This window comes from Falsiroseomonas ponticola (assembly GCF_016805305.1).
Taxonomy (GTDB): Bacteria; Pseudomonadota; Alphaproteobacteria; order Acetobacterales; family Acetobacteraceae; genus Falsiroseomonas; species Falsiroseomonas ponticola.
Genome location: NZ_JAERQN010000001.1, coordinates 914,604 through 939,263 on the forward strand (window position 1 = coordinate 914,604; position 24,660 = coordinate 939,263).

General features: G+C 73.4%; 31 protein-coding genes. 18 read left to right on the forward strand and 13 right to left on the reverse strand.

All coding sequences use genetic code 11. The annotated features are described in order from the left end of the window. Positions 1 to 111: 111 nt before the first annotated feature. Genes JJI54_RS04375 through JJI54_RS04400 form a run of 6 tightly spaced genes read left to right on the forward strand, consistent with a single transcriptional unit; the run spans position 112 to position 6,721 of the window. The gene (locus JJI54_RS04375; RefSeq protein ID WP_203071279.1) at positions 112 to 2,670 is read left to right on the forward strand and encodes a hybrid sensor histidine kinase/response regulator; all 2,559 of its coding nucleotides are present in this window, start codon (positions 112 to 114) and stop codon (positions 2,668 to 2,670) included. Continuing rightward, positions 2,667 to 3,137, forward strand: a complete 471-nt coding sequence (locus JJI54_RS04380; RefSeq protein WP_203071280.1) for a chemotaxis protein CheW — start codon at positions 2,667 to 2,669, stop codon at positions 3,135 to 3,137. Before JJI54_RS04375 ends, JJI54_RS04380 begins: the two co-directional genes overlap by 4 nt. Then, a complete protein-coding gene (gene cheB, locus JJI54_RS04385; protein ID WP_203071282.1) occupies positions 3,134 to 4,177 on the forward strand; it encodes a chemotaxis-specific protein-glutamate methyltransferase CheB in 1,044 nt (347 codons plus the stop codon). The genes JJI54_RS04380 and cheB overlap by 4 nt, the downstream gene beginning before the upstream one ends. Next, the gene (locus JJI54_RS04390; protein ID WP_203071284.1) at positions 4,174 to 4,974 is read left to right on the forward strand and encodes a CheR family methyltransferase; all 801 of its coding nucleotides are present in this window, start codon (positions 4,174 to 4,176) and stop codon (positions 4,972 to 4,974) included. The genes cheB and JJI54_RS04390 overlap by 4 nt, the downstream gene beginning before the upstream one ends. Further along, positions 4,971 to 6,302 carry a FliI/YscN family ATPase gene (locus JJI54_RS04395; protein WP_203071286.1) on the forward strand — a complete coding sequence of 444 codons (1,332 nt, stop codon included), beginning with the start codon at positions 4,971 to 4,973 and terminating at the stop codon, positions 6,300 to 6,302. Before JJI54_RS04390 ends, JJI54_RS04395 begins: the two co-directional genes overlap by 4 nt. Then, positions 6,302 to 6,721 carry a flagellar FliJ family protein gene (locus JJI54_RS04400; RefSeq protein WP_203071288.1) on the forward strand — a complete coding sequence of 140 codons (420 nt, stop codon included), beginning with the start codon at positions 6,302 to 6,304 and terminating at the stop codon, positions 6,719 to 6,721. Before JJI54_RS04395 ends, JJI54_RS04400 begins: the two co-directional genes overlap by 1 nt. Here the strand turns inward: JJI54_RS04400 and JJI54_RS04405 are convergent. The 13 genes from JJI54_RS04405 to JJI54_RS04465 all read right to left on the reverse strand — a co-directional run bounded on the left by JJI54_RS04405 (position 6,715) and on the right by JJI54_RS04465 (position 16,404). Then, positions 6,715 to 7,767, reverse strand: coding sequence for an EscU/YscU/HrcU family type III secretion system export apparatus switch protein (locus JJI54_RS04405; RefSeq protein ID WP_203071290.1), 1,053 nt, complete (start codon positions 7,765 to 7,767; stop codon positions 6,715 to 6,717). The two genes, JJI54_RS04400 and JJI54_RS04405, sit on opposite strands and share 7 nt — an antisense overlap. Positions 7,768 to 7,770: 3 nt before the next feature. Next, complete coding sequence (locus tag JJI54_RS04410) at positions 7,771 to 8,538, reverse strand: flagellar biosynthetic protein FliR (RefSeq protein ID WP_226381365.1); 768 nt, start codon at positions 8,536 to 8,538, stop codon at positions 7,771 to 7,773. Then, positions 8,535 to 8,813 carry a flagellar biosynthetic protein FliQ gene (locus JJI54_RS04415; RefSeq protein WP_164695638.1) on the reverse strand — a complete coding sequence of 93 codons (279 nt, stop codon included), beginning with the start codon at positions 8,811 to 8,813 and terminating at the stop codon, positions 8,535 to 8,537. Before JJI54_RS04415 ends, JJI54_RS04410 begins: the two co-directional genes overlap by 4 nt. Before the next feature lie 45 nt (positions 8,814 to 8,858). After that, the gene (locus JJI54_RS04420; RefSeq protein ID WP_203071292.1) at positions 8,859 to 9,173 is read right to left on the reverse strand and encodes a flagellar hook-basal body complex protein FliE; all 315 of its coding nucleotides are present in this window, start codon (positions 9,171 to 9,173) and stop codon (positions 8,859 to 8,861) included. After that, positions 9,170 to 9,580, reverse strand: coding sequence for a flagellar basal body rod protein FlgC (gene flgC, locus JJI54_RS04425; protein ID WP_203071293.1), 411 nt, complete (start codon positions 9,578 to 9,580; stop codon positions 9,170 to 9,172). Before flgC ends, JJI54_RS04420 begins: the two co-directional genes overlap by 4 nt. Before the next feature lie 14 nt (positions 9,581 to 9,594). Beyond that, complete coding sequence (locus JJI54_RS04430) at positions 9,595 to 9,981, reverse strand: flagellar basal body rod protein FlgB (RefSeq protein WP_203071295.1); 387 nt, start codon at positions 9,979 to 9,981, stop codon at positions 9,595 to 9,597. A 44-nt stretch (positions 9,982 to 10,025) separates the two neighbouring features. After that, positions 10,026 to 12,725 carry a hypothetical protein gene (locus JJI54_RS04435; protein ID WP_203071297.1) on the reverse strand — a complete coding sequence of 900 codons (2,700 nt, stop codon included), beginning with the start codon at positions 12,723 to 12,725 and terminating at the stop codon, positions 10,026 to 10,028. A gap of 63 nt (positions 12,726 to 12,788) precedes the next feature. After that, positions 12,789 to 13,304, reverse strand: coding sequence for a hypothetical protein (locus tag JJI54_RS04440; RefSeq protein WP_203071299.1), 516 nt, complete (start codon positions 13,302 to 13,304; stop codon positions 12,789 to 12,791). Next, positions 13,297 to 13,683: a chemotaxis response regulator CheY gene (locus tag JJI54_RS04445; RefSeq protein ID WP_092953897.1), complete on the reverse strand. Its 387-nt coding sequence runs from the start codon at positions 13,681 to 13,683 to the stop codon at positions 13,297 to 13,299. The genes JJI54_RS04440 and JJI54_RS04445 overlap by 8 nt, the downstream gene beginning before the upstream one ends. A gap of 45 nt (positions 13,684 to 13,728) precedes the next feature. Next, entirely contained in the window at positions 13,729 to 14,334 is a 606-nt protein-coding gene (locus JJI54_RS04450) for a MotE family protein (RefSeq protein ID WP_203071301.1), read from the reverse strand. Continuing rightward, positions 14,331 to 14,759 carry a DUF6468 domain-containing protein gene (locus JJI54_RS04455; protein WP_203071303.1) on the reverse strand — a complete coding sequence of 143 codons (429 nt, stop codon included), beginning with the start codon at positions 14,757 to 14,759 and terminating at the stop codon, positions 14,331 to 14,333. Before JJI54_RS04455 ends, JJI54_RS04450 begins: the two co-directional genes overlap by 4 nt. Continuing rightward, positions 14,756 to 15,901 carry a flagellar motor switch protein FliM gene (gene fliM, locus JJI54_RS04460; protein ID WP_203071305.1) on the reverse strand — a complete coding sequence of 382 codons (1,146 nt, stop codon included), beginning with the start codon at positions 15,899 to 15,901 and terminating at the stop codon, positions 14,756 to 14,758. The genes JJI54_RS04455 and fliM overlap by 4 nt, the downstream gene beginning before the upstream one ends. Beyond that, positions 15,898 to 16,404, reverse strand: a complete 507-nt coding sequence (locus JJI54_RS04465; protein ID WP_203071307.1) for a flagellar basal body-associated FliL family protein — start codon at positions 16,402 to 16,404, stop codon at positions 15,898 to 15,900. The genes fliM and JJI54_RS04465 overlap by 4 nt, the downstream gene beginning before the upstream one ends. Before the next feature lie 241 nt (positions 16,405 to 16,645). Here JJI54_RS04465 and flgF point away from each other — a divergent pair, with 241 nt between their 5' ends. The 12 genes from flgF to JJI54_RS04525 all read left to right on the forward strand — a co-directional run bounded on the left by flgF (position 16,646) and on the right by JJI54_RS04525 (position 24,660). After that, entirely contained in the window at positions 16,646 to 17,389 is a 744-nt protein-coding gene (flgF, locus tag JJI54_RS04470) for a flagellar basal-body rod protein FlgF (protein ID WP_203071309.1), read from the forward strand. A 22-nt stretch (positions 17,390 to 17,411) separates the two neighbouring features. Next, on the forward strand, positions 17,412 to 18,197 hold the full coding sequence (gene flgG, locus JJI54_RS04475; protein ID WP_203071311.1) for a flagellar basal-body rod protein FlgG: 786 nt from the start codon (positions 17,412 to 17,414) through the stop codon (positions 18,195 to 18,197). Beyond that, on the forward strand, positions 18,197 to 19,180 hold the full coding sequence (gene flgA, locus JJI54_RS04480; protein WP_203071313.1) for a flagellar basal body P-ring formation chaperone FlgA: 984 nt from the start codon (positions 18,197 to 18,199) through the stop codon (positions 19,178 to 19,180). Before flgG ends, flgA begins: the two co-directional genes overlap by 1 nt. Then, entirely contained in the window at positions 19,177 to 19,896 is a 720-nt protein-coding gene (flgH, locus tag JJI54_RS04485; protein WP_203071315.1) for a flagellar basal body L-ring protein FlgH, read from the forward strand. The genes flgA and flgH overlap by 4 nt, the downstream gene beginning before the upstream one ends. A gap of 2 nt (positions 19,897 to 19,898) precedes the next feature. Continuing rightward, positions 19,899 to 20,996, forward strand: a complete 1,098-nt coding sequence (locus JJI54_RS04490) for a flagellar basal body P-ring protein FlgI (protein WP_203071317.1) — start codon at positions 19,899 to 19,901, stop codon at positions 20,994 to 20,996. 5 nt (positions 20,997 to 21,001) lie between these two features. After that, positions 21,002 to 21,307 (forward strand): rod-binding protein, encoded by a 306-nt coding sequence (locus JJI54_RS04495; RefSeq protein ID WP_203071319.1) that lies wholly within the window; start codon positions 21,002 to 21,004, stop codon positions 21,305 to 21,307. After that, positions 21,304 to 21,684, forward strand: a complete 381-nt coding sequence (locus tag JJI54_RS04500) for a hypothetical protein (RefSeq protein WP_203071321.1) — start codon at positions 21,304 to 21,306, stop codon at positions 21,682 to 21,684. The genes JJI54_RS04495 and JJI54_RS04500 overlap by 4 nt, the downstream gene beginning before the upstream one ends. A gap of 77 nt (positions 21,685 to 21,761) precedes the next feature. Continuing rightward, positions 21,762 to 22,031, forward strand: a complete 270-nt coding sequence (locus JJI54_RS04505; RefSeq protein WP_203071323.1) for a flagellar biosynthetic protein FliO — start codon at positions 21,762 to 21,764, stop codon at positions 22,029 to 22,031. Next, positions 22,031 to 22,777, forward strand: coding sequence for a flagellar type III secretion system pore protein FliP (gene fliP / locus JJI54_RS04510; protein ID WP_203071324.1), 747 nt, complete (start codon positions 22,031 to 22,033; stop codon positions 22,775 to 22,777). Before JJI54_RS04505 ends, fliP begins: the two co-directional genes overlap by 1 nt. An 84-nt stretch (positions 22,778 to 22,861) precedes the next feature. Then, positions 22,862 to 23,941, forward strand: coding sequence for a methyl-accepting chemotaxis protein (locus JJI54_RS04515; RefSeq protein ID WP_203071326.1), 1,080 nt, complete (start codon positions 22,862 to 22,864; stop codon positions 23,939 to 23,941). A 49-nt stretch (positions 23,942 to 23,990) separates the two neighbouring features. Further along, on the forward strand, positions 23,991 to 24,293 hold the full coding sequence (locus JJI54_RS04520) for an STAS domain-containing protein (RefSeq protein WP_203071328.1): 303 nt from the start codon (positions 23,991 to 23,993) through the stop codon (positions 24,291 to 24,293). A 1-nt stretch (position 24,294) separates the two neighbouring features. Further along, positions 24,295 to 24,660, forward strand: a complete 366-nt coding sequence (locus JJI54_RS04525; RefSeq protein ID WP_203071330.1) for a response regulator — start codon at positions 24,295 to 24,297, stop codon at positions 24,658 to 24,660.

The window sequence follows — 24,660 nt, forward strand, 5'->3', positions numbered from 1 at the left end:
AGGTGTTGACGGAACCCGCCGTCCCCGCACCCCGGTCGGAACGGGTTGCGATTAACACCGCGCTATCATCTGCCTGCGATCCAGGCGCCGACCCTCATGTCTGGATGTGCGATGGAAGACCTGCTCGCCGAGTTTCTCGCGGAGACAAGCGAAGCGCTCGCGGATCTCGATACAGCCCTCGTCGCGCTGGAACGCCAGGGCGGTGACAGGGAAACCCTCGCCCAGATCTTCCGCACCGTCCACAGCGTGAAGGGCGCGGCCGGCTTCCTCGGCCTGCATCGCCTGGGCGCCGTGGCGCATGCGGCGGAAAACCTGCTTGGCCTCTACCGCGATGGCGCGGCTTCCGTCAGCCCCGCCGGCGTCACCGCCGTGCTCGGCGCCGTGGACGCCATCCGCACCATCCTCTCCGGCCTGGCGGAGACGGGCGCGGAGCCCGCGGGCGACGATGCCGCGCTGGTCGCGGCGCTGGAAGCCGCGCAGACCGGCGGCGCGCCCCCCGCCGCCGCGCCCCCCGCTGCCGCGCCGGTGGAGAAGCCGGAGCCGGTGGTGGAGGTCGCGGCGCCCGTCGCCAGCGCGCCCGCGCCGCCCCCGCCCGCGGTGGCGGAGGCACCGGCGCCCGCCCCGGCCGAAGCCGCCGCCGCCCCCGCGGCCGCCCTGCCGACGCAGAGCATCCGCGTCTCCCTCGGCGTGCTCGACGAGCTGATGACGCTGGCCTCCGAGCTGGTGCTGGTGCGCAACCAGCTGCTGCAGATCGCGCGCGGGGAGGAAGCCTCCCCCTTCGCGGCGCCGCTGTCGCGCCTGTCGCGCATCACCTCCGACATGCAGGAGGGGGTGATGAAGACGCGCATGCAGCCGGTCTCCGCCGCCTGGGGGCCGCTGCCGCGCATCGTCCGCGACCTCGGCACCGAGCTCGGCAAGCGCATCGACCTCGTGATGTCCGGCGGCGACACGGAACTCGATCGCCAGGTGCTTGAACTGATCCGCGATCCGCTGACGCATATCGTGCGCAACAGCTGCGACCACGGGCTGGAAGGGCCGGAGGCGCGCCGCGCTGCGGGCAAGCCGGAAACCGGCCGCATCGCGCTGTCCGCCCGCCAGGAAGGCGGCCGCATCGTCATCGAGATCGCCGATGACGGCCGGGGCCTCGACCTCGCGCGCGTCCGCGCCCGCGCCCTGCAGCGCGGCCTGGCGACGGAGGCCGAGCTGGCGGCGATGCGGGACGAGGACGTGGCCCGCTTCGTCTTCCATGCCGGCTTCTCGACGGCGGAGGCCATCACCGCCGTCTCCGGCCGCGGCGTCGGCATGGATGTCGTGCGCAGCAACATCGAACGCATCGGCGGCACGGTCGATCTGCAGACCTTCTCCGGCCGCGGCACCACGCTGACCATCCGCATCCCGCTGACGCTCGCCATCGTCTCCGCCCTGGTCGTCCAGGCCGCCGGGGAACGCTTCGCGGTGCCGCAGGCGACGGTGGTGGAACTGGTCGGCCTGGGCGGCGGCGGCGCCACCGTGGAATGGCTGGATGCGGCGCCGGTGCTGCGGCTGCGCGGCCAGCTGCTGCCGCTGGTCGCCCTCGGCCCGCTGCTGGGGCTGGAAGCGGCGCAGGAAGGCGGCGCGCCCGTCGGCGGCTTCGTCGCCGTGCTGCAGGGCGATGCCGGGCGCTACGGCCTGCTGGTCGATACCGTCTTCGACACGGAGGAGATCGTGGTGAAGCCCGTCGCGCCGATCCTGCGCGACCTCGCCGGCTTCTCCGGCAACACCATCCTCGGCGATGGCAGCGTCATCATGATCCTCGATCCCGCCGGCATCGCCCGCATGGCGGGGGTCGGCGCCGGCAGCGCCGTGGTGGATGACAGCCTGGTGGAGACGCAGGACCTGACCCAGGTGCTGGTGTTCCGCGCCGGCGGATCGCCGACGCCCATCGCCGTGCCCCTCGGCGTCATCGCGCGGCTCGAATCCCTGCCGGGCAGGAGCATCGAGATCGCGGGCGGCAAGCATGCCGCGCAGTATCGCGGCCAGCTGATGCCGCTGGTGCCGATCGGCGCCTGGGCGCCGCCGGCGCCGGATGCGATGCAGCCCGTGCTGGTCTTCCAGGACGGCGCGCGCCAGCTCGGCCTGGTGGTGGACGAGATCGTGGACGTCGTGGAGGAATCGCTGGCGCTGCGCCCCTCCGCCGAACAGGCGGGCTTCCTCGGCTCCGCCATCGTCTGCGGCCGCGTCACCGATGTGCTGGACTGCGCCTATTGGCTGCGCCAGGGCGACCCGAGCTGGTTCGGCAAGCCGGATGCGACCGTGCCGAAGCTGCTGCTGGTGGAGGATAGCGGCTTCTTCCGCCAGATCGTCGTCCCCGCCCTGACCTCGGCCGGCTATGACGTGACCGCCAAGGCCGATGCCGTGCAGGCGCTGCAGCTGCGCGCCGAGGGCCAGATGTTCGACGCCGTGCTGACCGACATCGAGATGCCGGGCATGGACGGGTTCGAGCTGCTGGCGGAGGTGCGCCGCGACGGCCCCTGGAAGCGCACGCCGATGGTGGCGCTGACGGGCCGCGCCGGCCCGACGGAGGTGGCGCGCGGCCGCGCCGCCGGCTTCCACGACTTCGTCGCGAAATTCGACCGGGACCGCGTGCTGAGCGCGCTGGCCGCCGCCATCGGGCAGGAGAACCGCGCATGAGCGCCGCCGCTTCCCATGAAACCGACCTGCTGCTGACGCTGCAGGTCGGCGGCCGGCTCTGCGGCCTTCCCGTCTCCCGCATCCGCGACGTGATCCGCTGCGAACGCATCGCCCGCGTGCCGCTGGCGCCGCCCGGCGTCGCCGGGCTGCTGAACCTGCGCGGCCGCATCGTCACGGCGGTGGATCTCCGCGATCGCCTCGGCCTGCCGCCCGCCGCGCCCGATGCCGCCCGCATGAACGTGGTGGTGGAGGAGCGCGGCGAACTCTACAGCCTGCTGGCCGACGGGGTGGGGGAGGTGCTGTCGGTCAACCCGGAATCGCGCGACGACGTGCCCCACACGCTGCGCGGCCCCTGGCGCGAACATGCGGTGGCCGTGCACCGCCTGGATGACGGCCTGCTGATCGAACTGGATGCGGACCGCATCCTGGCCTTCGGCGCACGCAGCGGCGGCGACATGCGTCGATGAGCATCGAGCCGCTGCGCGTCCTTGTCTGCGACGACAGCGCCGTGGCACGCGCCGCCGTGGTGCGCATCCTGGATGGGGATCCCGCCATCCGCGTCGTTTCCCGCGCCCGCAACGGGCGGGAAGCGGTGGAGGCGGTGCGCGCCGGCGGCATCGATGTCGCGCTGCTCGACCTCGAGATGCCGGTGATGGACGGGCTCACCGCCCTGCCGCTGCTGCTGCAGGCCGATCCCGGGCTGCGCGTGCTGGTCGTCTCCTCGCTCAGCGCGCAGGGCGCCGGCGTCGCGATGAAGGCCATGCGGCTCGGCGCCGTCGATTGCCTCGGCAAGCCGGCGCCAGGCCAGGACGCCACCTTCGCGGAGGAGCTGCTGGCGCGCATCAAGGGCAATGGCGCGCTGCGCCGCCGCGGCGTGCCGCCGCAGCCCGCGCCCGCCCCCGCGGTGCCGGCGCGCCGCCTGCCCATCGCGCCCGGCACCGGCCCCGCGGTGCTCGCGATCGGCGCCTCCACCGGCGGGCCGGAGGCGCTGGCCACCATCTTCCGCGCCTTCCGCGTGCGGCCGCGAATCCCCATCCTGCTGACGCAGCACATGCCGGACGCCTTCATCCCCATGCTGGCGGAACACCTCTCCCGCCTCGGCCCCGTGCCGGTGGCGGTGGCGAAGGACCATGGCGCGCTGGTGCCCGGCACCGCGCTGCTGGCGCCGGGCGGCACGCATCTGGTCGTGGCGCCGGGGCCGGAGGTGACGCTCGCCTCCTCCCCGCCGGAGCATTTCTGCCGCCCCGCCGTTGACCCGATGCTGCGCAGCGTTGCCGCCATCTTCGGCGCGCGCGGCGCCGCCGTGGTGCTGACGGGCATGGGATCCGATGGCGGCGCCGGCGCCGCGGCGGTGGATGCCGCCGGCGGCCTGGTGCTGGCGCAGGACCAGGCCAGCAGCGTGGTCTGGGGCATGCCCGGCGCCGTCGTCGAACGCGGCGCGGCGCGGGAAGTGCTCCCCATCCAGGAACTCGCCCGGCGCGTCGCCGAACTCGCAGGTGCCGCATGACCGATGCCGGATTCACGGAGATCGCGCGCGCCATCCGCGCCATCTCCGGCCTCGCCCTCTCCGCCGACAAGGGCTACCTGCTGAAGGCGCGGCTGGCGCCGATGATGAAGCAGCGCGGCCTCTCCACGCTGACGGAACTCGCCAGCCGCCTGCCGACCGCGGAAGGCCCCGCCCTGTTGCGGGAGATGGCGGAAGCCACCACGACGAACGAGACGAGCTTCTTCCGCGACGTGCTGCCGATCCGCCAGATCGCGGAGGCCGTGCTGCCGGAGCTGGATGCGGCGCGCCCGCCCGGCGCGCCGATCCGCATCTGGTCCGCCGCCTGTTCCTCCGGCCAGGAAGCCTATTCCGTCGCCATGGCGGCGGAGGAGGCGGGCTGCCGGCGGCGGCTCGACATCCTCGGCACCGACCTCTCCGCCGCGATGGTGGAGCGTGCGAGGGGCGGCCTCTACACGCCCTTCGAGATGGAGCGCGGCCTCTCCGCCGCGCAGCGCATGCGCTGGTTCCGGCAGGAGGCCGAGGGCTGGCGCGTGGCGGAACAGCTGCGCCGCTGCTGCCGGTTCGAGGTGCTGAACCTGCTGGGCGATCTGCGGACCATCGGCACCTTCGACATCGTGCTGCTGCGCAACGTGCTGATCTACTTCGACCCGCCGACCAAGGAACGCGTGGTCGCCGCCTGCGCCGCGCATCTGGCGCCGGATGGCGTCATCTGCCTGGGCGCCACGGAGACGCTGCTCGGCCTGCAGGCGCCGCTGGTGCCCGTGCCCAGCCTGCGTGGCGTGTGGCGGCGCGCATGAGCATCGCGCTCTCCGCCCGCCGTGCCGCCGATGCGCTGCGCGTGGTGGGTTCCGGCGAACGCATCCAGGGCGCCGTCGCGGCGATCGATGCGCTGTCGGTAGAGGTCACGGGCCTCAGCGGCTTCGTCGCCATCGGCTCGCGCCTCTCGCTCGCCTCGCCGGAGGGCGAGGTGGCGGCGGAGGTCGTGGCGATCTCGCCCAAGGGCGCGCGGGCCGTCGCCTTCGCGCCGCTGGATGGCATCCGGCTCGGGGCCCCCGTCGCGCTGGCGGGCACGGCGACGCTCTCGCCCGGCCCCGGCTGGCTCGGCCGGGTGGTCGATCCGCTCGGTCGCCCGGTGGATGGCAAGGGGCCGCTGCCGCCCGGCCCCGTCGCGCTGCCCGTGCGCGTCAAGGCGCCGGAAGCGGCGCTGCGCGCGCGGCTCGGCCCGCGGCTCGACCTCGGCGTGCGGGCGCTGGATGGCTTCTGCACCATGCGGCGCGGCCAGCGCCTCGGCCTCTTCGCCGCTTCCGGCGTCGGCAAGTCCACGCTGATGTCCATGCTGGCGCGCGGCGCGGATTGCGACGCGGCAGTGATCTGCCTGGTCGGCGAGCGCGGGCGCGAACTCCGCGAATTCATCGAGGACGATCTGGGCGAGGAAGGGCTCGCGCGCAGCGTCGTCGTCTGCGCCACCTCCGACGCGCCGGCGCCGATGCGCCGCGAAGCGGCCTTCGCCGCCATGACCATCGCGGAATCCCTGGCGCGGGAGGGCAGGCATGTCCTGCTGATGATGGACAGCGTCACGCGCTTCGCCCTCGCCTGCCGGGAGATCGGGCTGGCGGCCGGGGAGGTGCCGGCGACGCGCGGCTACACGCCGGGCGTCTTCGCGGAGCTGCCGCGGCTGCTGGAACGCGCGGGCCCCTGCCTGGAGAACCAGGGCGGCCACATCACCGGCCTTTTCACCGTGCTGGTGGAAGGCGACGACCATGACGAGCCGGTGGCGGACGCCGTGCGCGGCATCCTGGACGGCCATGTGGTGCTGGACCGAAGGATCGGGGAGCGCGGGCGCTGGCCCGCCATCGACGTGCTGCGCAGCCTGTCCCGCACCGTGCCGGGCTGCCTGACGGAGGCGGAGCGCCCGGTGGTGCTGCGTGCGCGGGCGATGCTGTCGCTCGCGGCGGAAATGGCGGACCTGGTCCGGCTCGGCGCCTATCGCGCCGGCACGGATCCGGCGGTGGATGAGGCGCTGCGCCTGGCGCCGCGGATCGAGCAGTTCCTGGCGCAGCGGAAGGATGAGGCGCGCATCGGCGTCGATGCCGCCTTCACGCGGCTGGCGGAGGCGATGCGCTGATGGCGCGGCGCGATCCGCTGGCGGCGTTGCTGAAGCTGCGCGGGCTGGAAGTGGCGGCGGCGCGGCGGGACCTGGTGGCCCGCCAGGCCGGCGCCGCCGCGGCCGCGGCGCGGGAAGCCGCGGCGCGCCGCGCGATGGAGGCGGAGCTCGCCGGCGGCGGCGATTTCGCCGACAGCCTGGCCGCCTGGCTGCCCCTGGCGCGCGCCGCGCGGGAACGCGCGGCCGGCGAGGCCGCGCTGGCGTCCCAGGCGGTGGAGGCCGCGCGCAGCGCCCTGGCCCAGCAGCGCGCGCGGGAACGCGCGGTGGAATGGCTGCTGGACCGCCGCGCGCAGGAAGCGCGGGACAAGGCGATGCGGGCCGAGCAGAATGCGCTGGACGAGGCCGCGCAGCGCCGCGGCCAAGCGTCCCGCCTTCAGTAGCGCGGCTGCTTCAGCCGCCAGACCAGCGCGATGATTTCCGCCACCGCGCGGAAATGCTCCTCCGGGATCTGCGCATCCTCCGGCAGCTTGTAGAGGGCGCGGGCCAGCGGCGGGTTGGGGATGATCGGCACGCCATGCTTGTCGGCCGCCGCGCGCATCTTCGCCGCCAGCTCGTCCACGCCGCGGGCGATGATGCGCGGCGCGGCGTCCCGGCCGCGTTCATAGGCCAGCGCCACGGCGTAATGCGTCGGGTTCGTCACCAGCACGGTGGCATTCGCCACCTCCGCCACCTGCCGCCGCCGGCCGCGCCGGCGCATCTGCGCCAGGCGATGGGCGCGGAAATGCGGATCGCCCTCGCTCTCCTTGTGCTCGTCCTTCATCTCCTCCCGCGTCATGCGCAGCTTGCGGGCGTGCTGGATGCGCACCCAGAGCACGTCGATGGCCGCGATGCCGCAGAGCGAGACGAGGGTGGCGGACAGCAGGCTGCCGAGCCGCGTCGCGATCACGTCGGTCAGCGCTTCCGGCCCCTCCGCCAGCGCGGCGACGAGGGCGGCGATATCCTCCACCTGCCAGTAGAGCGCGACACCCACGGCGCCGAGCTTCACCAGCGTGCGGCCGAATTCCTCCAGCGCATGCTTGCCGACCATCTTCTTGAAGCCCGCGATGGGATTGAGGCGCGAGAACTGCGGCGCCAGCCCCTTGCCGGAGACCAGGAACTGCGTCTGCAGCAGCGTCGCCGCCACCGCGCCGGCCGCGGCCAGGCCGCCGACGCCGAGGATGGCGGGCGCGGCCGCCAGCGCCAGGTCGATGGCCGCGTCATGCGGCTTCAGCTGATGGGCATGGGCGAACAGCGTGGCACCGGATTGCATCATGGCCCGCCCCGCCTCCGGCCCCATCATCGCGAGGCCGAGCGCGGCACCGCCGAGGGAGGCGGCGTGCACCGCTTCCCGCGAGAGGGGGACATCGCCCTCGCGCCGCGCCTTCTCCAGCTTCTGCGGTGTGGCGGCCTCTGTCCGGTCCTCGGCGTCCTTCTCTTCCTCGGCCATCGCTCAGCCGAGCCCCGGCAGCAGCGACCAGGCGGCGCGGGCGCTGTCCATCCATTGCGCGAAGATCGCGGGCAGCAGCAGGGCGAAGAGGGCGAGGCCGGCGAGCACCTGCGCCGGCGCCGCCAGCACGAAGACCTGCGCCTGCGGCGCGACTCGGGCCAGCAGGCCGGTCGCCGCCTGCGCCACGACGGCCAGCAGCAGCAGCGGCGCGGCGAGCCTTGTCGCCAGCACCAGGCTGGCGGCGCTGGCCTCCACCATCGCCTGGGCGGCGATGTCGCCGCCGAGCACCGCGCCGGCCGGCAGCACCGCATAGCTTTCCGCCAGCGCGCGCAACGGCAGCGCATAGAGCCCGGAGGAGAGCGCGAGCGCCGCGGCGGCCAGGCCCATCAGGCGCGACAGCGCCGTGCTGCCCGCGCCCATCGTGGGATCGGGCGCGAAGATGCTGGACAGGCCGATGAAGCTGCCGGCGAGCTGCCCCGCCATCACCAGCGCCAGCGCCACCAGCCGTGCCAGCATGCCGATCCAGAGGCCGATCGCGACCTCGCCCGCCATCAGCAGCGCATAGGCGCCGATATCGTCCGGCGCCGGCGGCAGGGCGGGCATCAGCCCGGGCAGCAGCAGCGGCACCAGGGCCAGCACCAGCGCCAGGCGGAAGGGGGCGGGGATGTCCATCTCCCCCAGCCCCGGCAGCAGCAGCCCGCAGGCGCCGAGCCGCGCCACCAGCAGCATGGCCGCGAAGGCGATCTCCGCCAGTTCGGGCGTGCCGGTCAACCGGCGCCGCCCACGGCGACGATGCGGTCGAACAGCGTGGTGGTGAAGCCGCGCATGATGCCGGCCGCCGCCGATCCGCCAAGCAGCAGCGCGATGCCCAGCGCCAGCATCTTCGGCACGAAGGCCAGCGATGCCTCCTGGATCTGCGTCAGCGCCTGCACCACGGCGATCGCCATGCCGATGACGAGCAGCAGCACCAGCAGCGGTCCGCCCAGCAGCAGCGCCGTCCACAGCGCCTGCTGGCCGGCGAGTGCGATCGTGTCGCCATCGGCCATGATCAACCGCCTCCTGCGGTTCAGTCCCGGAAAAGCGCGACGGTGCTAGACCGCCATGCGCATCACGTCCTGGTAGGCCGTGACCATGCGGTCGCGCACCGCGACGGCGGTCTGCAGCGCGAGTTCGGCGCGGCCGACGGCCATCACGACTTCCGTCGTGCCCATCTGGCCGGTGAGGCCGGCCTGCGTCGCCTGGTCCGCCTGGCGGGCCTGGCTGACGGCCTGCTGCATCACCTGGCCGAGCACGGCCTCGAACCCATCGCCGACGCCGGCGCCGGCGGCGGGGGCTTCCGCCCCGCCCAGCCCGGCGGTGGCGCGATAGGCATTGAGCGCGGGGGTGGCGCTGGAGAAGGTCATCATCCGCGAAGGGCCTCGATGGTGCGCATCAGCATGCCGCGCGTGGTTTCAATGACGGAGAGGTTGGCGCCGTAGCTGCGCTGCGCCTCGCGCATGTCCATGACCTCGATGAGGCTGTTGACGTTCGGCATCTTCACGTAGCCGCGTTCATCCGCCGCGGGATGCTGCGGATCGTAGCGCTGCGGGAATTCCCCCGGCGCCGTGCCGATGCGCGATGCCTGCACGGTGGGCGCGCCCAGCGTCTGGTCCATGCGGTTGCTGAAGGTGACGGTGCGGCGGCGATAGGGATCGGCGCCCGGCGTCTGCCCGGTGCTGTCGCGGTTCGCCAGGTTCTCCGCCACCACGCGCAGCCGCGTGGATTGCGCGGCCATGCCGGCGGCGGAGATGGTGAGGGCGCGGTCGAGGTCCATGCGGTCCCGTTCCTTCAGCTGCCGCGGCCGAGCGCGGTGCGGTACATGCCGGCCCAGCGGCGATGGAGCGCGAGCGCCATCGCATGGGCCTGGTCGGTATCGGCGACCTTCAGCGCCTCGCGGTCCAGCGAGACGCCGTTGCCATCCGGGCTGGTCTCCACCGCCGCGCGGTCGGGCCGCGCGCGGCCATCGCCGTTCGGGCCCGCCATGTGGCGGGGGGAGGTCTGCGCCATGGCCTGCTGCGCCGCGTTCACGGCCTGGGCGAAGGGCGTCAGGTCCCGCGGCCGGTAGCCCGGCGTGTCGGCATTGGCGATGTTCTGCGCCAGCACGCGCTGGCGCTGTTCCAGCCAGTGAAGGCGCCGTTCGGCCAGCGCCATGGGCGTGGTGCGGTTGCTGTCCATGGCGGGACCTTCGCCCAGGGGTGATTCAGCGTTGTTAACCGCGCTCAGCGCAGCGTCCGCGCCTGGTTCTGCAGCGCGCGGGCGCCGGCGATCTCCTCGCGCAGCCGCGGCAGGGTCAGCGCGCCGCTGCTGCGGGATGCCAGCGCCGCGAAGGCTTCCGTGAAGGCGCCGGGCGGCAGGCGCGGCGCGTAGCGGTCGCGCAGCGCATCCAGCCCCGCCTGGTCCCCGCCCAGCGCCAGGAAGGCGGCCATGCGCAGCAGGTCGCGCCGCGCGGCGTCGTCCAGCGGGCCCTCGGCGGGCATGCTGCGCCGCATGTGCTCGGCCAGCGCGGTGGCGGCGCCGGTCCAGTCCTGCGCTTCCGCCAGCAGCTCCGCCAGCGGCGCGGCGCCATCGGGGCCCAGCGCCCGCAGCACGCCGATGGCGCCGGCGCGGTCGCCGGCCTGGCGCCGCGCATTCGCCTCCGCCAGCGCGCGCCGCAGCCCGATCTCCCCGGGCAGGGCGGCGCCGCCGCTGTTGCGCAGCGCCTCCAGCGCCGCCGTGGCATCGCCCTCCGCCAGCCGCGCTTCCGCCAGCCGCACGGCGAGCCCGCCGGGATCGGTGCTGGCCGGCATCGCTTCCCGCAGCAGGGTGGCGGCCTGGGCCGGCAGCTCCATGGCCATCAGCCGTTCCGCGATGCGCGCCACGGCGGCATCCAGCGCGGGGTCCGGCACCAGGTTGGCGCGCTGTTCCGCCAGCAGGCGCGTGGCCTCCAGCGGCGGCAGCGCGGCATCCGCCAGCGCGCCGAGCGTCGCCCCCCGCATCGCCGCGCGCAGGCCTTCCGCGGCCTCCGGGAAGGCGCCCGCGGTGTCCTGCATCAGCGCCAGCGCCTGGCCGTGCTGGCCGGCGCGGGACCGCAACTCGGCCGCCCGCTGGCGCCGCTGCAATTCGCGCTGGTCGCCGCGCCAGGCGGGGATGGAGGCTTCCAGCGCCTCCGCCGCCGCCGCCGCGTCGATCCGCCCCGTCGCCAGGCGCAGCTCCGCCAGCCGGCCGAGCGCCCGTGCGCGCGCATCGCGGTCGCGGTTCCCGGCCAGGCTGGAATAGGCGAGCAGCGCGGGCTCGACCTCGCCCCGCGCTTCCAGCACGCGGGCCCAGGCGAAGCGGGAGAGCGGGTGGTTGGAGGCCTCGCCCCCCGCCTCCACCAGCGCCGCCGCATCCCGCATCGCGCCGCCTTCGGCCAGCGCGGCGGCGATGGGCGGCAGCAGGCGGTTGCGCAGCGCGGCGGGATAGGCGGTCAGCAGCGGCAGCGCCGCGCGGAAAGCGGGATCGGCGATGCGCCCATCCTCCTGCACCCCCGCCACGCCGCGCCACAGCGCGGCCTCCCCTTCCGCCGGCAGGGCCGGGTTGGCCAGCGCCTCCCGCGCCTCCTCCAGCCGCCCGGCGAGGAGCGAGGCGGCGGCGGAGAGCAGCAGCGCCTGGGGCTGCTGCACGCGGCGCGGATCATCCCCGGTGGCGAGCTTCAGCGCCGCCTGCGCTTCCGGCGCCAGGCCGAGGGCGAGCAGCGTCTCCGCCAATTCGCCGCGCAGCGAATCGCGCGTGGCCGCCGGCGCCGCGGCGATGCGCGCCAGCAGGTCCTGCCGGCGCGCCAGCAGCGTGGCATCGGATTCGTCGCGCAGGTGCAGCAGGCGCGGGATGCTGGCATGCGCCGCCATCGGATGCCGCGCATCCGGCAGCAGCGACAGCGCATTGCCGAGCCGCGTGGGGTCGATCGGCGTGCCGCGCGGCTTGGGCCCGGTGGCGGGCGTGATCAGCCAGCCCTGCGCGTCGCGGCTGATGCCGGAAGCCGCCGGCAGGCGCAACGCCGTGCCGCCCGGCATCTCCACGATCTCCGCCCCCGCCAGCAGCGGGCTGATGCGGCGCAGCCGGGCGATGTCGGGCGCGGTCGCGTCCTCGAACACCAGCAGCACGCTGTCGCCCCGCATCACCGCGGCGGTGGCGCCGGAGAAGGGCAGGCGGATTGGCGCGGGCGCGGCTTCCGTGCCCGGCGGCGCGGCGACGATCGGCGGCGGCGCGGCGGGGGCCTGCGCCATCGGGGGCGCGGCAGGGGCGGGCGACGAGACAGGTGGCGCCAGGACGGGGGGCGCCGCGGCCGTTGCCGAGGCGGGCGCAGGGGCCGGCGGCGGCGCGGCCACCGGCATCGGCGCGGGTCCGGGCGCCGGCGGCGCTGCAGGCGGCGCGGCAGGCGGCGCGGCAGCGACCGGCGTCGGCAGCGCGTGCTTGCCCGGCGCTGCTGCGGCGGGCTGGGTGGCGGCGCGGTGGGACGGGGGCGGCTCCGCCGCGGCCTGCACGGCGGCCGGCGCGCCCTGCGGCGCGCGCGGCGCGGCGGCGGCCGGCGCGACCGGGTCCAGCAGGTCCACCACGACGGAGGTGCCGACCGTCAGGTGCCGCACCCGCACGCCCGGGCGCAGCGCGAAGACCATGCCCTCCGCCGAGGGCTCCGCCCCCGCCAGGTTGCGCAGCGGCCGCGCCAGCGCGCTGGTGTCGAGCCGCGCGGCGCGGCCGAATTGCAGCGACGCCGTTTCCCCGTTCTGCACGACGCTGTAGGGCACGTTCTCCGGCCAGTCGAAGACGATGCGCGTGAAGGTGGGGTGGATGCCGGTGCGCACGCGGATGGAAGGCGCCGCCCCGCGCACATCCTGCCCCGCCACGGGACCGCCGAGGGCGAGGAGGCCGGCGCAGAGCCAGGCGGCGACACGGGTGCGGGACATCGGGCGGAACCTCGGCTGGACGGGAAGGGGCACAGGGCCGCGGGCGGCGCTGCGCCCGCGCCCTCAGTCGAACAACGCGTCGATGGCGGATTGGCTGATGCCGTTGCCCGGCAGCTGCGGGCCGTTCAGCAGCGTGGCCGCCGCGGCCATCGCGGGCAGGCGTTCCGGGATGCCCTGGCGCGCCCGCGCGATCCGCCGTTCCACCGCCTGCAGCGCGGCCACCACCTTGGCGATGCGCTGCCCGGTGATGTCCTGGAAGGAACAGGCTTCGTAGATCCGCGTGATCGCGTGCTGCAGCAGGTCGGCATCCGTGTCGCCGACACGGGCGGCGACCGTCTCCAGCGCCTCGCAGCTGTCCAGGATCTCATGCGTCGCCTGGGCGGTGTGGGAGACGATGGCCGCAAGCTCATCCGTCGCGCCGGGGATGTCGGCGGCATCCGTGTCATCGGCCCGCAGTGCGGCGACCTCCTGCCGCGCATCGGCGATGATGCGGCTCAGCGCATCGAGTTCCGACATCAGCGACCGGACGGTGGTGTCCAGGTCGTCCCGGATCGAGGCGGGCGGCGCCTGGTCAGGCATGGACCAGCACCTTCTCGATCTTGTCGCGCAGCGTCTCCGCGTTGAAGGGCTTGACGATGTAGTTGGACACGCCCGCCTGCTTGGCGGCGACCACGTTCTCCGTCTTGCTTTCCGCCGTCACCATGATGAAGGGCAGGTGCTTCAGCCGCGCATCGGCGCGCACTTCCTTCAGCAGGTCGAGCCCCGTCATCGGCTGCATGTTCCAGTCGCTGATCACCAGGCCGAAATTGCCGGCCCGCAGCTTGGCCAGCGCCTCATGCCCGTCGCTGGCCTCGTCGGTCTCGTTGAACTCGATCTGCTTCAGCAGGTTGCGGATGATGCGCGTCATCGTCTTGTAGTCGTCGACGACGAGAACCTTCATGTTGCGGTCGATCGTCATGGCAGTCCTGTCCCTTCTGTTCAGGCGGCGTGGTCCGGCCCGGCATCAGGCCGGGGGGCGAGCGGCACGGAGGCGGGCGAGTTCGACGGTCAGCTGGCGGACGCGGTCCGGCAGCATGGCGCCGAGAACGGGGGCGGCCTTGCGGTCGTTCATCCGTTCGACGACCTGCACCAGCACGGGCAGGTCGAGTTCGTTGAAGACGGCGGCGGCCTCGCGCGGGCGCATCGTCTCGTACAGCTTGGCCATGGTGCGCCAGTGCGATTCCTCGCGTTCCCGCGCATCCACATCCGCCTGTTCCAGCCGGCCCTGCAGGGCGGTCAGCTCCGCCAGCCGTGCGGCCAGGCGCTGTTCCGCGACGGCCAGCAGGGCTTCGCGGGTCGCGATGGCGCGCTCCCGGTCCTCCAGCGCCTCGCGCCGTGCGCGCAGCCCCGCGGCCATGGCGTCCGTGGCACTCGGCGCGGCGGCGGGTGCGGGTGCGGCAGGGGCGGGCGCCGGCGCGGCGGGGGGCGGATCCGCCGCCATGGCGGGGGCGGACAGGCTGATCACGCCGCCGCTCATCAGCGGGAAGTCGCGGATCAGCGCCATGCCCTTCAGCCCGAGCAGGAAGCCCGCGACGACGAGGAGAAGGCGGACGGCATTGGCGGCGTTCATGCGCTGCGGCTCCGGCTGATGGCGCGCAGCAGCTCCTGCTCGGCGCGCGCGCGGGGAACGGGGGTGGCGCCCGGGGCCTCCGCCGCCGGGCCGCGGCCGCCGCCCCGCAGCCCGCTATCCAGCCGGTCCGCCGCCACGCCGGCGCGCTCCGTCAGGAAGCGCAGGTCGTCGCGCAGCGCCGTCGCCGCCTGCACCTGCTCCGCCACGCTGCGGGACGCGCTGTCGGCCGTGGCGCGCAGCCGCACGATGGAGGCCTCAGCCTGCTTCGTCGCCTCGGTGAAGCCGCGCACGCTGTCCATGACGGCGGAGCGGTCCTTGTTGAGCCCGCTGAGCGCCCGTTCCAGCCGCAGCGCGGCCGGCAGCGCGGCGACGATGCCCAGCACCAGCGCCGCCTCCAGCAGCCATTCCATCATCGCCATGCTCATGCCGCTTCCTCCGCCCCCCGGCCGGCGTCGTCGCGCGCCAGCACATTCTCGATCCTGACCGCCAGGCGGTCGTTGCGGCGGCCGACCAGGCCTTCGAACAGCGAGGTCTCCCCGCAGCGCAGCCGCACCGGCGCGCCGGGGCCGACATTCAGCAGGATCTGGTCGCCCACCTGCAGGCGCAGCACGTCGGAAAGGGCCATGGTCTGCTCATCCAGCACGACGTCGAGCGCGACGCCGGTCTGCCGCAACTCCTCGGCCAGATGTGTTTCCCAGATGCTGTCGCGGCCGAACTTCTCGCCCATGAACTGCTGCAGCAGCAGGTCGCGCACCGGCTCCAGCGTCGCGTAGGGCAGCATCAGCTGCAGCTCCCCGCCCCGGCTGTCCATGTCGATGCGCAGCCGCACCAGCACGGCGGCGTTGGAGGAGCGGGAGATCATCGCGAAGCGCGGGTTCACCTCCAGCCGCTCGAACTTGAAGCGCACGGGCGACAGCGGCGCGAAGGCCTCCGACAGATCGTTCATCACGACATTGACCAGGCGCTCCACCAGCGTGCGCTCAATCGTCGTGTAGGGCCGGCCCTCGATCCGCATGGCGCTGGTGCCGCGCCGCCCGCCCAGCAGAACGTCCACCACCGAGTAGATCAGCGCGGAATCGACGACGACGAGGCCGTAATTGTCCCATTCCTCCGCCTTGAAGACGGACAGCATGGCGGGCAGGGGGATGGAGTTCAGGTAGTCCCCGAAGCGCAGCGACTGGATCTCGTCGATCGAGACCTCGACGGTGTCGGAGGTGAAGTTGCGCAGCGTGGTGGAGAGGATGCGCACCAGCCGGTCGAAGACGATCTCCAGCATCGGCAGGCGTTCGTAGGAGACGAGGCCGCGCGCGATGACGCGCTCCATCCCGCTGCCGCCGCCATCATCCCCGCCATTGCCGTTGCCGAAGCCGAGCAGGCTGTCGATCTCGGCCTGGTTGAGCACGCGCGTCGGCTCCGCCGTCGCCGCCGGCAGCGGCGCGCTTTCCGTCAGGATGCGCTCGGCGGCCGCATGGGCGGCCAGGTCGTCCTCCGCGGCCTCGGCCAGGGCGGCGCCCCAATCATCCTCCGCCGGCTCTGCCATGGCGGTCTTGGGCAGCTCGTCGCTCATTGCACGATCAGTTCGACGAAGAGCACGTCGGTGATGGTGCCGGCCCGCGTCGCCAGGTTGGCGCGCGCCAGCAGCTCCTCCCGCAGCCGCTGCGTGCCGATGCTGCCGCGCAGCTCCTCCGGCCGCATCTCCCGCAGATAGGTGGTGAACAGGTCCTGCAGTCGCGGCATGGCCGCCATCGCGATCGCCGCATCCTCCCGCCGCGCCACCTCCAGCCGCGCCTTGAGGCGGACGAAGGATTGCCGACGCGCGCCGGCATTCAGGTTGGCGACGATGTCGGGGATCTCGACGAAGACGGGCGGCGCGGCCTGGGGCGCGGCCGCTTCCTCGTGGTGCGCGGCGCCGCCGCCGAAGGGCGGCAGCTTGAGGAAGAAGGCAGCGCCCGCGCCGCCGCCCGCCAGCAGGACCACGGCACCCGCGATGATGAGGAGGCGCGCCTTGCCCTTCTTCGCCGATCCCTTGGAGGCGGATGCGTCCTTCGCTGCTGCAGCGCCGTCGGTCATGGGGCCCCCGTCCTGGAATGCAGGATCGATCTATGCCCCGGCTGTTAACGCGTCCTTGCCCGGCCGGACCCCCCTTCAGACCCCGGCAACAACTGGCCCGTAGATCGGGACCCGAGGCGGAAGAACTGCCGTGGACCCTGGCTGGCCGGAAGGCCGGCAAGGTGGTCGCGAGGATCCCGACCGCCTGCCCCATCGCGCATCGCCGGACCGCCGGCGGTGCGACCAGGAAGGACCGCGGCGCATGGACACGCCTGGCTATATCGTCCTGTCACGCCTGGCCTCGCAGGCACGGGCGACGGATGTGCTGGCGGCGAACATCGCCAATGCCGGCACGCCGGGATTCAAGGCGAGCCAGACCATCTTCGCCCAGCAGCTGGCACGCCAATCCGGCGCGGAAACGCCCGCGGGCGGCGAACAGCTGGCCTTCACGCTGGACCGCGCCACCTGGCGCGACATGTCCGCCGGCGCGCTGCGCCATACCGGCAATCCGCTCGACCTCGCGCTGGGCGGCGATGGCTTCTTCGCCGTGCAGACCCCGCGCGGCGAACGCTTCACCCGCGCCGGGCACTTCACCCTCTCCCCCGACAGCCAGGTGGTGGACCCCGAGGGCAACCCCCTGCTGGGCGAGGGTGGCCAGCCCCTGGTGCTGCCGCCCGGCGATGTCCGGCTGGAGGTGAAGGGCGACGGCACCATCGCCAGCGAAAGCGGGCCGCTGGGCCGGCTGCGCGTGGTGCGCTTCGACGATGCCCAGCGCCTGGTGGCGGAAGGCAGCCGCCTGTTCAGCGCCCCGCAGGGGGTGGACGCGCAGGCGGTGGAACGCCCCGCCGTGGTGCAGGGCGCCGTCGAGGAATCCAACGTCAGCCCGGTGGCGGAGCTGACGCGCCTCACCGCCGGGCTGCGCGAATTCCAGTTCGCCGCCCAGTTCATCGAAAAGGAAGGCGAGCGCCTGGGCGGCGCCGTCGACCGCATCCTCCGCCGCCGCTGAACCGACAGGAACCGAAGACGCCATGCGCGCACTCGATATCGCCGCCACGGGCCTGCAGGCCCAGCAGACCAACGTCGAAGTCATCTCCAACAACATCGCGAATATGAGCACGACGGGCTACAAGCGCCGCCGCGCCGAGTTCCAGGACCTGATCTACCAGAACCTGCGCCGCGCCGGATCGCAGAGCAGCGACCAGGGCACGGTCCTGCCCTCCGGCGCGCAGCTCGGCCTCGGCGTGCGCACGGCCGCGATCTACCGCATCTCCGAACAGGGCAGCCTGACGCAGACGGAGAACCGCTTCGACCTCGCGGTGCGCGGCAATGGCTACTTCCCCGTGACGCTCCCCTCCGGCGAGACCGCCTATACCCGCGCCGGCAGTTTCGGCCTGGCGCCGGATGGCACCATCGTCACCGCGGATGGCTTCCCGGTCTCCGGCGGTATCGTGGTGCCGGCCGCCGCGCGCGACGTGACGATCAACGCGGCCGGCGAGGTGCTGGTGAAGCTGGATGGCCAGGTGCAGCCGCAGAATGTCGGCCAGATCCAGGTCGCCATCTTCCCGAACGAGGGCGGGCTGGAAGCCACCGGCGACAACATGTTCCTCGCCACCCCGGCCTCCGGCCAGGCGCAGCCCGGCGTGCCCGGCGCGGTCGGCTATGGCCAGATCCAGCAGGGTTTTCTCGAATCCAGCAACGTCAACGTGGTGCAGGAGATCACGAACCTCATCACCGCGCAGCGCGCCTACGAGATGAACAGCAAGGTCATCACCGCGGGTGACGAGATGCTGTCCACCCTGACGCGGATGCGCTGATGCGCGCGTGGTCGCCCCTTCTCGCACTGTCGCTCCTGGCGCTGCCCGCCCTCGCGCAGCCGCCCGCGCCGCGCGCGCAGGCCGTCGTGGAAGCGGCTGTCGTGACGCTGGGCGACATCTTCGAGCATGCGGGCGCGCGGGCGGACGCCACGCTCGGCCCCGCCCCCGCGCCCGGCCGCCGCTTCGTGGTGGAGGCGCCGCAGCTGGCCGCCATCGCGCGCGACTATGGCCTGGCCTGGCGCCCCCTCGCGGGGGATGAGCGCGTGGTGGTGGAACGCCCCGGCCGCGCCATGCGGCGTGAGGAGGTGCTGGAGCCGCTGCGCGCCGAACTCGTCGCGCTCGGCGCCGATCCCGAACTCGACCTCGACATCCCCGGCTTCCAGCCGCCCAACCTGCCCGCCGGCGCGCCCGATGCGCGCATCGCGGTGGATGGCGCGCTGTGGGACGGCGTCTCCCGCCGCTTCTCCGCGACGCTGGTCGTGGTGGCGGAAGGCATGCCGACCTTCACGCAGCGCGTCAGCGGCAGGGCGGTCGCGATGCGCGATGTCGTCGTCGCGGCGCGCCCGCTGCGGGCCGGGGAGATGGTGATGCCGGGCGACGTCACCGTCACCCGCCAGGCGGTGGACCGCGCCGCCCCGAATGCGGCGGAGGATGCGGAAGCCGTCACCGGCCAGCGCCTGCGCCGCGCCATCGCCGCGGGCCAGACCGTCTCCGCCGCCGATGTCGCCGCCGCCCCCGTCATCGCCCGCGATTCCGTCGTGCAGCTGCTGCACCAGGCGCCGGGCCTGACGCTGACGGCCCAGGGCCGCGCGCTGGAAGACGGCTTCCGCGGGCGCACCCTGCATGTCCTCAACCTCGCCAGCGGCAGCGTCGTGCAGGCGGAAGTGCTGGGCCCCGGCCGCGCGCGCGCCGTCGGCGCCGCCATCACGCTTCCCCCCGCCATCGCCGCCCGCGTCAACCGCAGGGACCAAGCCTCACGATGAAGCGCACCCTTCCCCTCCTGCTCCTGCTCTCGCTGGGCGGCTGCTCGGAGCGCCTGGCGGAGCTGGGGCGCGCCCCCTCCATGGCGCCCATCGAGAATCCGGGCGGCGCCCGGCCGATCAGCATGCCCATGCCCGCCGCGCAGACCGCGCCGGCGGAGGCGAATTCGCTGTGGCGCCAGGGCAGCCGCACCTTCCTGCGGGACCAGCGCGCCGCGCAGGTCGGTGACCTCGTCACCGTGCTGGTCGCGATCGAGGATCGCGCGCAGCTGCAGAACACCACCGAACGGTCGCGCGCCAACAGCGAATCGCTCGGCCTGCCGCGGCTGCTCGGCCTCGATGCCAGCTATGGCCGCCTGCTGCCGAACGGCTTCGATCCCTCCCGCCTCGTCTCCGGCGCCTCCGACAGTTCCTCGGCCGGGGCGGGCCAGATCCAGCGGACGGAGACGGTGACGCTGCGCGTCGCCGCGACGGTCACGCAGGCGCTGCCAAACGGCAACCTCGTCGTCGCCGGCCGCCAGCAGGTGCGCGTGAACCATGAGCTGCGCGACCTCCAGGTCTCCGGCATCATCCGCCCGCAGGACATCGCCAGCGACAACACCGTCAAGCATGACCGCCTGGCGGAAGCCCGCATCGCCTATGGCGGCCGCGGGACGATGAGCGACGTGCAGCAGCCCCGCTACGGGCAGCAGCTGCTCGACATCATCCTGCCCTTCTGACCATGCGCAGCCTGATCTTCCTGCTCGGCCTGCTGGTCTCGCTGCCCGCGCTCGGGCAGGGCGGCGTGCGCATCAAGGACATCGCGGATGTCGAGGGCATGCGCGACAACCAGCTGGTCGGCTACGGCCTGGTGGTCGGCCTGCCCGGCACCGGCGACCGCCTGCGCAATGCCGTCTTCACCCGCCAATCCCTGATCGGCATGCTGGAACGGCTCGGCGTCAACACGCGGGACCAGGAACGGCAGCTGGAGACGCGCAACGTCGCCGCCGTGATGGTCACGGCCAACCTGCCGGGCTTCGCGCGCACGGGCAGCCGGATCGATGTCTCCGTCGCCGCCCTCGGCGATGCCACCAACCTCACCGGCGGCACGCTCGTCGTCACGCCGCTGCTCGGCGCGGACGGGGAAGTCTATGCCGTCGCCCAGGGCGCGGTCGCGACCGGCGCCATCGCGGCGCGCGGCGCGGCGAGTTCGGTGACGCGCGGCGTGCCGACCGCGGCGCGGATCGCGAATGGCGCGATCGTGGAGCGGGAGGTGGGCTTCGCCTTCGCCTCCCGCCCCGCCATCCGCCTGGCGCTGCGCAACCCGGACCTGACCACGGCGCGCCGCATCGCCGCCGCCGTGAACCGCTACGCCCCCGGCAACCCCGCCAGCGCCACGGATCCCCGCAGCGTGACCATCGCGCTGGCCGGCCGCGACGCCATCGGCTTCATCGCGGAGATCGAGCAGCTGCGCGTGGAACCCGACAGCGTGGCGCGGGTGGTGATCGAGGAAGCCTCCGGCACCATCGTCATGGGCGCCAATGTGCGCATCTCCACCGTCGCCATCGCGCAGGGCAACCTGACGATCCGCGTGACGGAAACGCCGCAGGTCAGCCAGCCCGGGCCGCTGTCCAACGGCCAGACCGTGGTGGTGCCGCGCACCAACATCGAGGTGGACGACCAGAACGAACGGCGCCTCGGCATCCTGCGCGGCGGCACCACGCTGCAGGACCTGGTGCAGGGGCTCAACCAGCTCGGCGTCGGGCCGCGCGACATGATCTCCATCCTGCAGACCATCAAGGCCGCCGGCGCGCTGCAGGCGGAGCTGGAAGTGAGGTAGTGGCCATGGACCTTTCCACCCGCCTGCCGGGCGGCACGCTGCCCGCCGTGAACGCGCCGCGTCCGCTCAACCCGGGCACGACCACCGCCGCGCAGCGCGCCGCCGCGCAGACCTTCGAAGGCCAGGTTCTGGGCGCCATGCTGCAGCCCATGTTCGCGGGGCTGGACGGCAAGGGCCTGTTCGGCGGCGGCACCGGCGAAGCGCAGTGGCAGCCGATGCTGGTGCAGGAAATGGGCAACGCGATCGCGCGGCAGGGCGGCTTGGGCCTGGCCGAGGCGGTCATCCGACAGATGCAGAGGAACAGCCGATGACCACGATGCTGCTGGACGCCGCCGAGACCCTGGAAGCCCTGCTGCGGCAGGAGACCGCCGCGCTGAAGGCGCGCGACCTGCGCGCCGCCGCCGCGCTGCAGCCCGCCAAGACCGTGGCGGTGGAGGAATTCGTCAAGGCGCGCGCCTCGCTCGATACCGGCGCCGCGCTGGATCATCGCCTGGCGCTGCTGGTCGATGGCCTGCGCGACACCGCGGCCGCCAATCGCGCGGCGCTGGAGGATGCGCTGGCGCTCCAGGCCCGGGTGGTGAAGGCCATCGCCCGCGTCGCGACGCGGCCGGAAGGCAATGGCCTGCCCGGCTATGCGCGCCCCGCCCGCCCGGGCACCGGCGCCGTCGCCTTCTCCGTCCGCGCGTGAACCGCGCGGTTAACAGCGAATAAACGGCCGGAGTTCTCCTTCAGGTCCATCGACTGGCACGGCAGGAGGCCGGCTTCATGGACCCCCAACTGATCGGGACGGCACTCGCCGCGCTGGCCGGCGTGCTGTTCCTCATCCTGCTGCTGGCCCGCGGGCTGCGCCGCCTGGGCTGGGCGCCCGCCTCGGCCGGGGCCGGCACGCGCCGCCTGGCGGTGGAGGAGGCGCTGCCCCTCGATGGGCGGCGCCGCCTGCTGCTGCTGCGCTGCGATGGCCGCCCGCTGCTGCTGCTGACGGGCGGGCCACAGGATGTGCTGATGCCCCTGCCGCCTTCGGCGGAGGCCGGGTGATGCGCCGCATCCTGGTCCCGCTGGCCTGCCTGCTGGCGCTGCTGCTGCCGGGCCTGGCGCTGGCGCAGAGCGTCAACATCGACATGGGCCAGCAGGGCGGCGCGGGCGCCACGGCGCGCCTCGTGCAGCTGACCGCGCTGATCGGCCTGCTGTCCCTGGCACCCTCGTTGCTTGTGATGGCGACGGCCTTCGGGCGCATCATCATCGTGCTGTCGCTGCTGCGCAGCGCCATCGGCGCGCAGGGCGTGCCGCCCAACCCGGTGCTGATCGGCCTCGCCCTCTTCCTCACCTGGTTCGTCATGCAGCCGGTGCTGGAACAGTCCTGGACGCTCGGCCTGCATCCGATGTCCCAGGGCACGATCGACGAGATCGCGGGCCTCAAGGCCGCGGCCGAACCTTTCCGCGCCTTCATGGTGGCGCATGCCCGGGATTCCGACCTGGCGCTGTTCCTCGACCTCGCCAACCTGCCCGTGCCCGCGGCCGGGGAGGAGATGCCCTGGCGCGCCCTGGTGCCCGCCTTCATGGTGGGCGAGCTGCGCCGCGCCTTCGAGATCGGCTTCCTGCTGTTCCTGCCCTTCCTCATCATCGATATCGTCGTCGCCAGCGTGCTGATGGGCCTCGGCATGATGATGCTGCCGCCGCCCGCCATCTCCCTGCCCTTCAAGCTGGTCTTCTTCGTCCTGGTCGATGGCTGGCGCCTGATCGCGGGCAGCCTGGTGCAGGGCTTCGGTGTCGGCAACGGTTGAGAAGTGTCGCACGATATAGGAATCAACAGACGCTAAACACTTGTCTCGCAGGTTGGGGCGTCATCCCACCAGCGGACATGCCTCGTGACCCCCTATGATGTGCCGGCCGCGCCGGACCCCCTTCTGCCCGCCCGTCCCGGCGCGGCCGAGGCGCTGCTGGCGCAATGGGTCGAGCTCGGCGAGATCGAGCGGCGCGCCTTCATCGCGATGACGGAGGAGGTGAACGCCTCCGCCCGCCTGATCGAGGACAGCACCGTCGCCCTCAGCGCGAAGTTCCGCCACCTGGCGGAAGCCGCGGAGGCGCAGACCGCGCGGGTGGAGCGCGTGGCCGCGATCGCGCGGATGATCGAGGTGGAGGGCCGCCCGATGCCGCTGGCGGAGGCCACCGCCTTCGTCGAGGCGATGCTGGGCCGTGCCGTGACCGGCCTGCTGGATGCGGCGGCGCAGGCGGCCCGCATGATGAAGGCGCTGGATGAGGTGAAGCAGGAAGTGCGCGGCGTGGAAGCCTGCGTCACGCGCATCGAGGCGATCAACCGCCAGGCTCAGTTCGTCGCCATCAACGCGACCATCGAGGCGCATCGCGCGGAAGGCGCCGGCGGCACCTTCAAGGTCATCGCGCATGAGCTGAAGGAGCTGGCGAAGGAAACCAACGCCACCTCCCGCCTCGTGCATGAACGCATCACCGCCGCGGGCCGCGGCGTCAGCGCCGCGCAGGCGGATCTCGCCCGCATCGCGGGCGGCGACAACGCCGATATCGGCAAGGGCCAGGCGCGGCTCGCCGCCGTGATGGCGGGGATGGTGGACCAGAACAGGGCGCTGTCGGAAACCCTGGCGGAGGCGCGCGACGCCGCCGCCGGCATCGATGCCATCGTCGATGGGCTGGTCACGGGCGCGCAGTTCCAGGACCGCACCAACCAGCATCTGACCCATGTGATGGAGGCGATGGGCGTGATCGGAGACGCCGCCGGCGCCCTGCAGGCGGAGACGACGCGCGCCTGGCCGGCGCTGGTGCCGACGCTCCGCGCCGACGGCCCGCTGCTGCGCCGCATGCTGGACCAGCAATCGCTCAGCAGCGTGCGCGCGCGCTTCCTCCATCGCCTGCTCGATGACGGCGCGCCCGTGCCGGAGGAGCCGGACGGCGCGGGCGATATCGAGCTGTTCTGACGGATCGGTCGAGGGAATGCGCCGGCGCTGTGCCGGCGGGATGAATGGGATGATGGCTGTGACGACGATGATGGGTGAGGCCGGCGCGGTGCATCGCCTGCCCCCGGTGCTTGACCTGGCGGCGGCGGAGCCGCTGGCCGCCGCGCTGCGCGCGCGGCTGCCGGATGGGCCGATCTGCGTGGATGGACAGGATGTCGAGCGTGCCTCGACGCCCTGCATCCAGGTGCTGGCGGCGGCGGCGGCCACCGCGCGCGCGCGCGGCTTCGTCTTCCGGCTGGAGAATGCCTCGGCCGCGATGGCCGAAGCGATCGAGGATCTTGGACTGGGACAGGCCCTGGAAGGGGACAGGTGACATGGCGAAGCGTGTGATGACCGTGGATGATTCGCGGACGATGCGGGAGATGGTCTCCTTCACCCTCCGCAAGGCGGGGTTCGAGGTGAGCGAGGCGGAGGATGGCCAGAAGGCCCTGTCCGCCCTGCAGGCGAAGCCGGTGGATGTGGTGATCACCGACCTCAACATGCCGGTGATGGACGGCGTGGCGCTGATCCGCGCCCTGCGGGCCGACCCGAAATGCCGGTCGCTGCCGATCCTGATGCTGACGACGGAATCCGATTCCGGGAAGAAGATGGAAGGCAAGAACGCCGGCGCCACCGGATGGCTGGTGAAGCCCTTCGATCCCGACAAGCTCGTCGATGTCGTCAAGCGGGTCGCGGGCTGA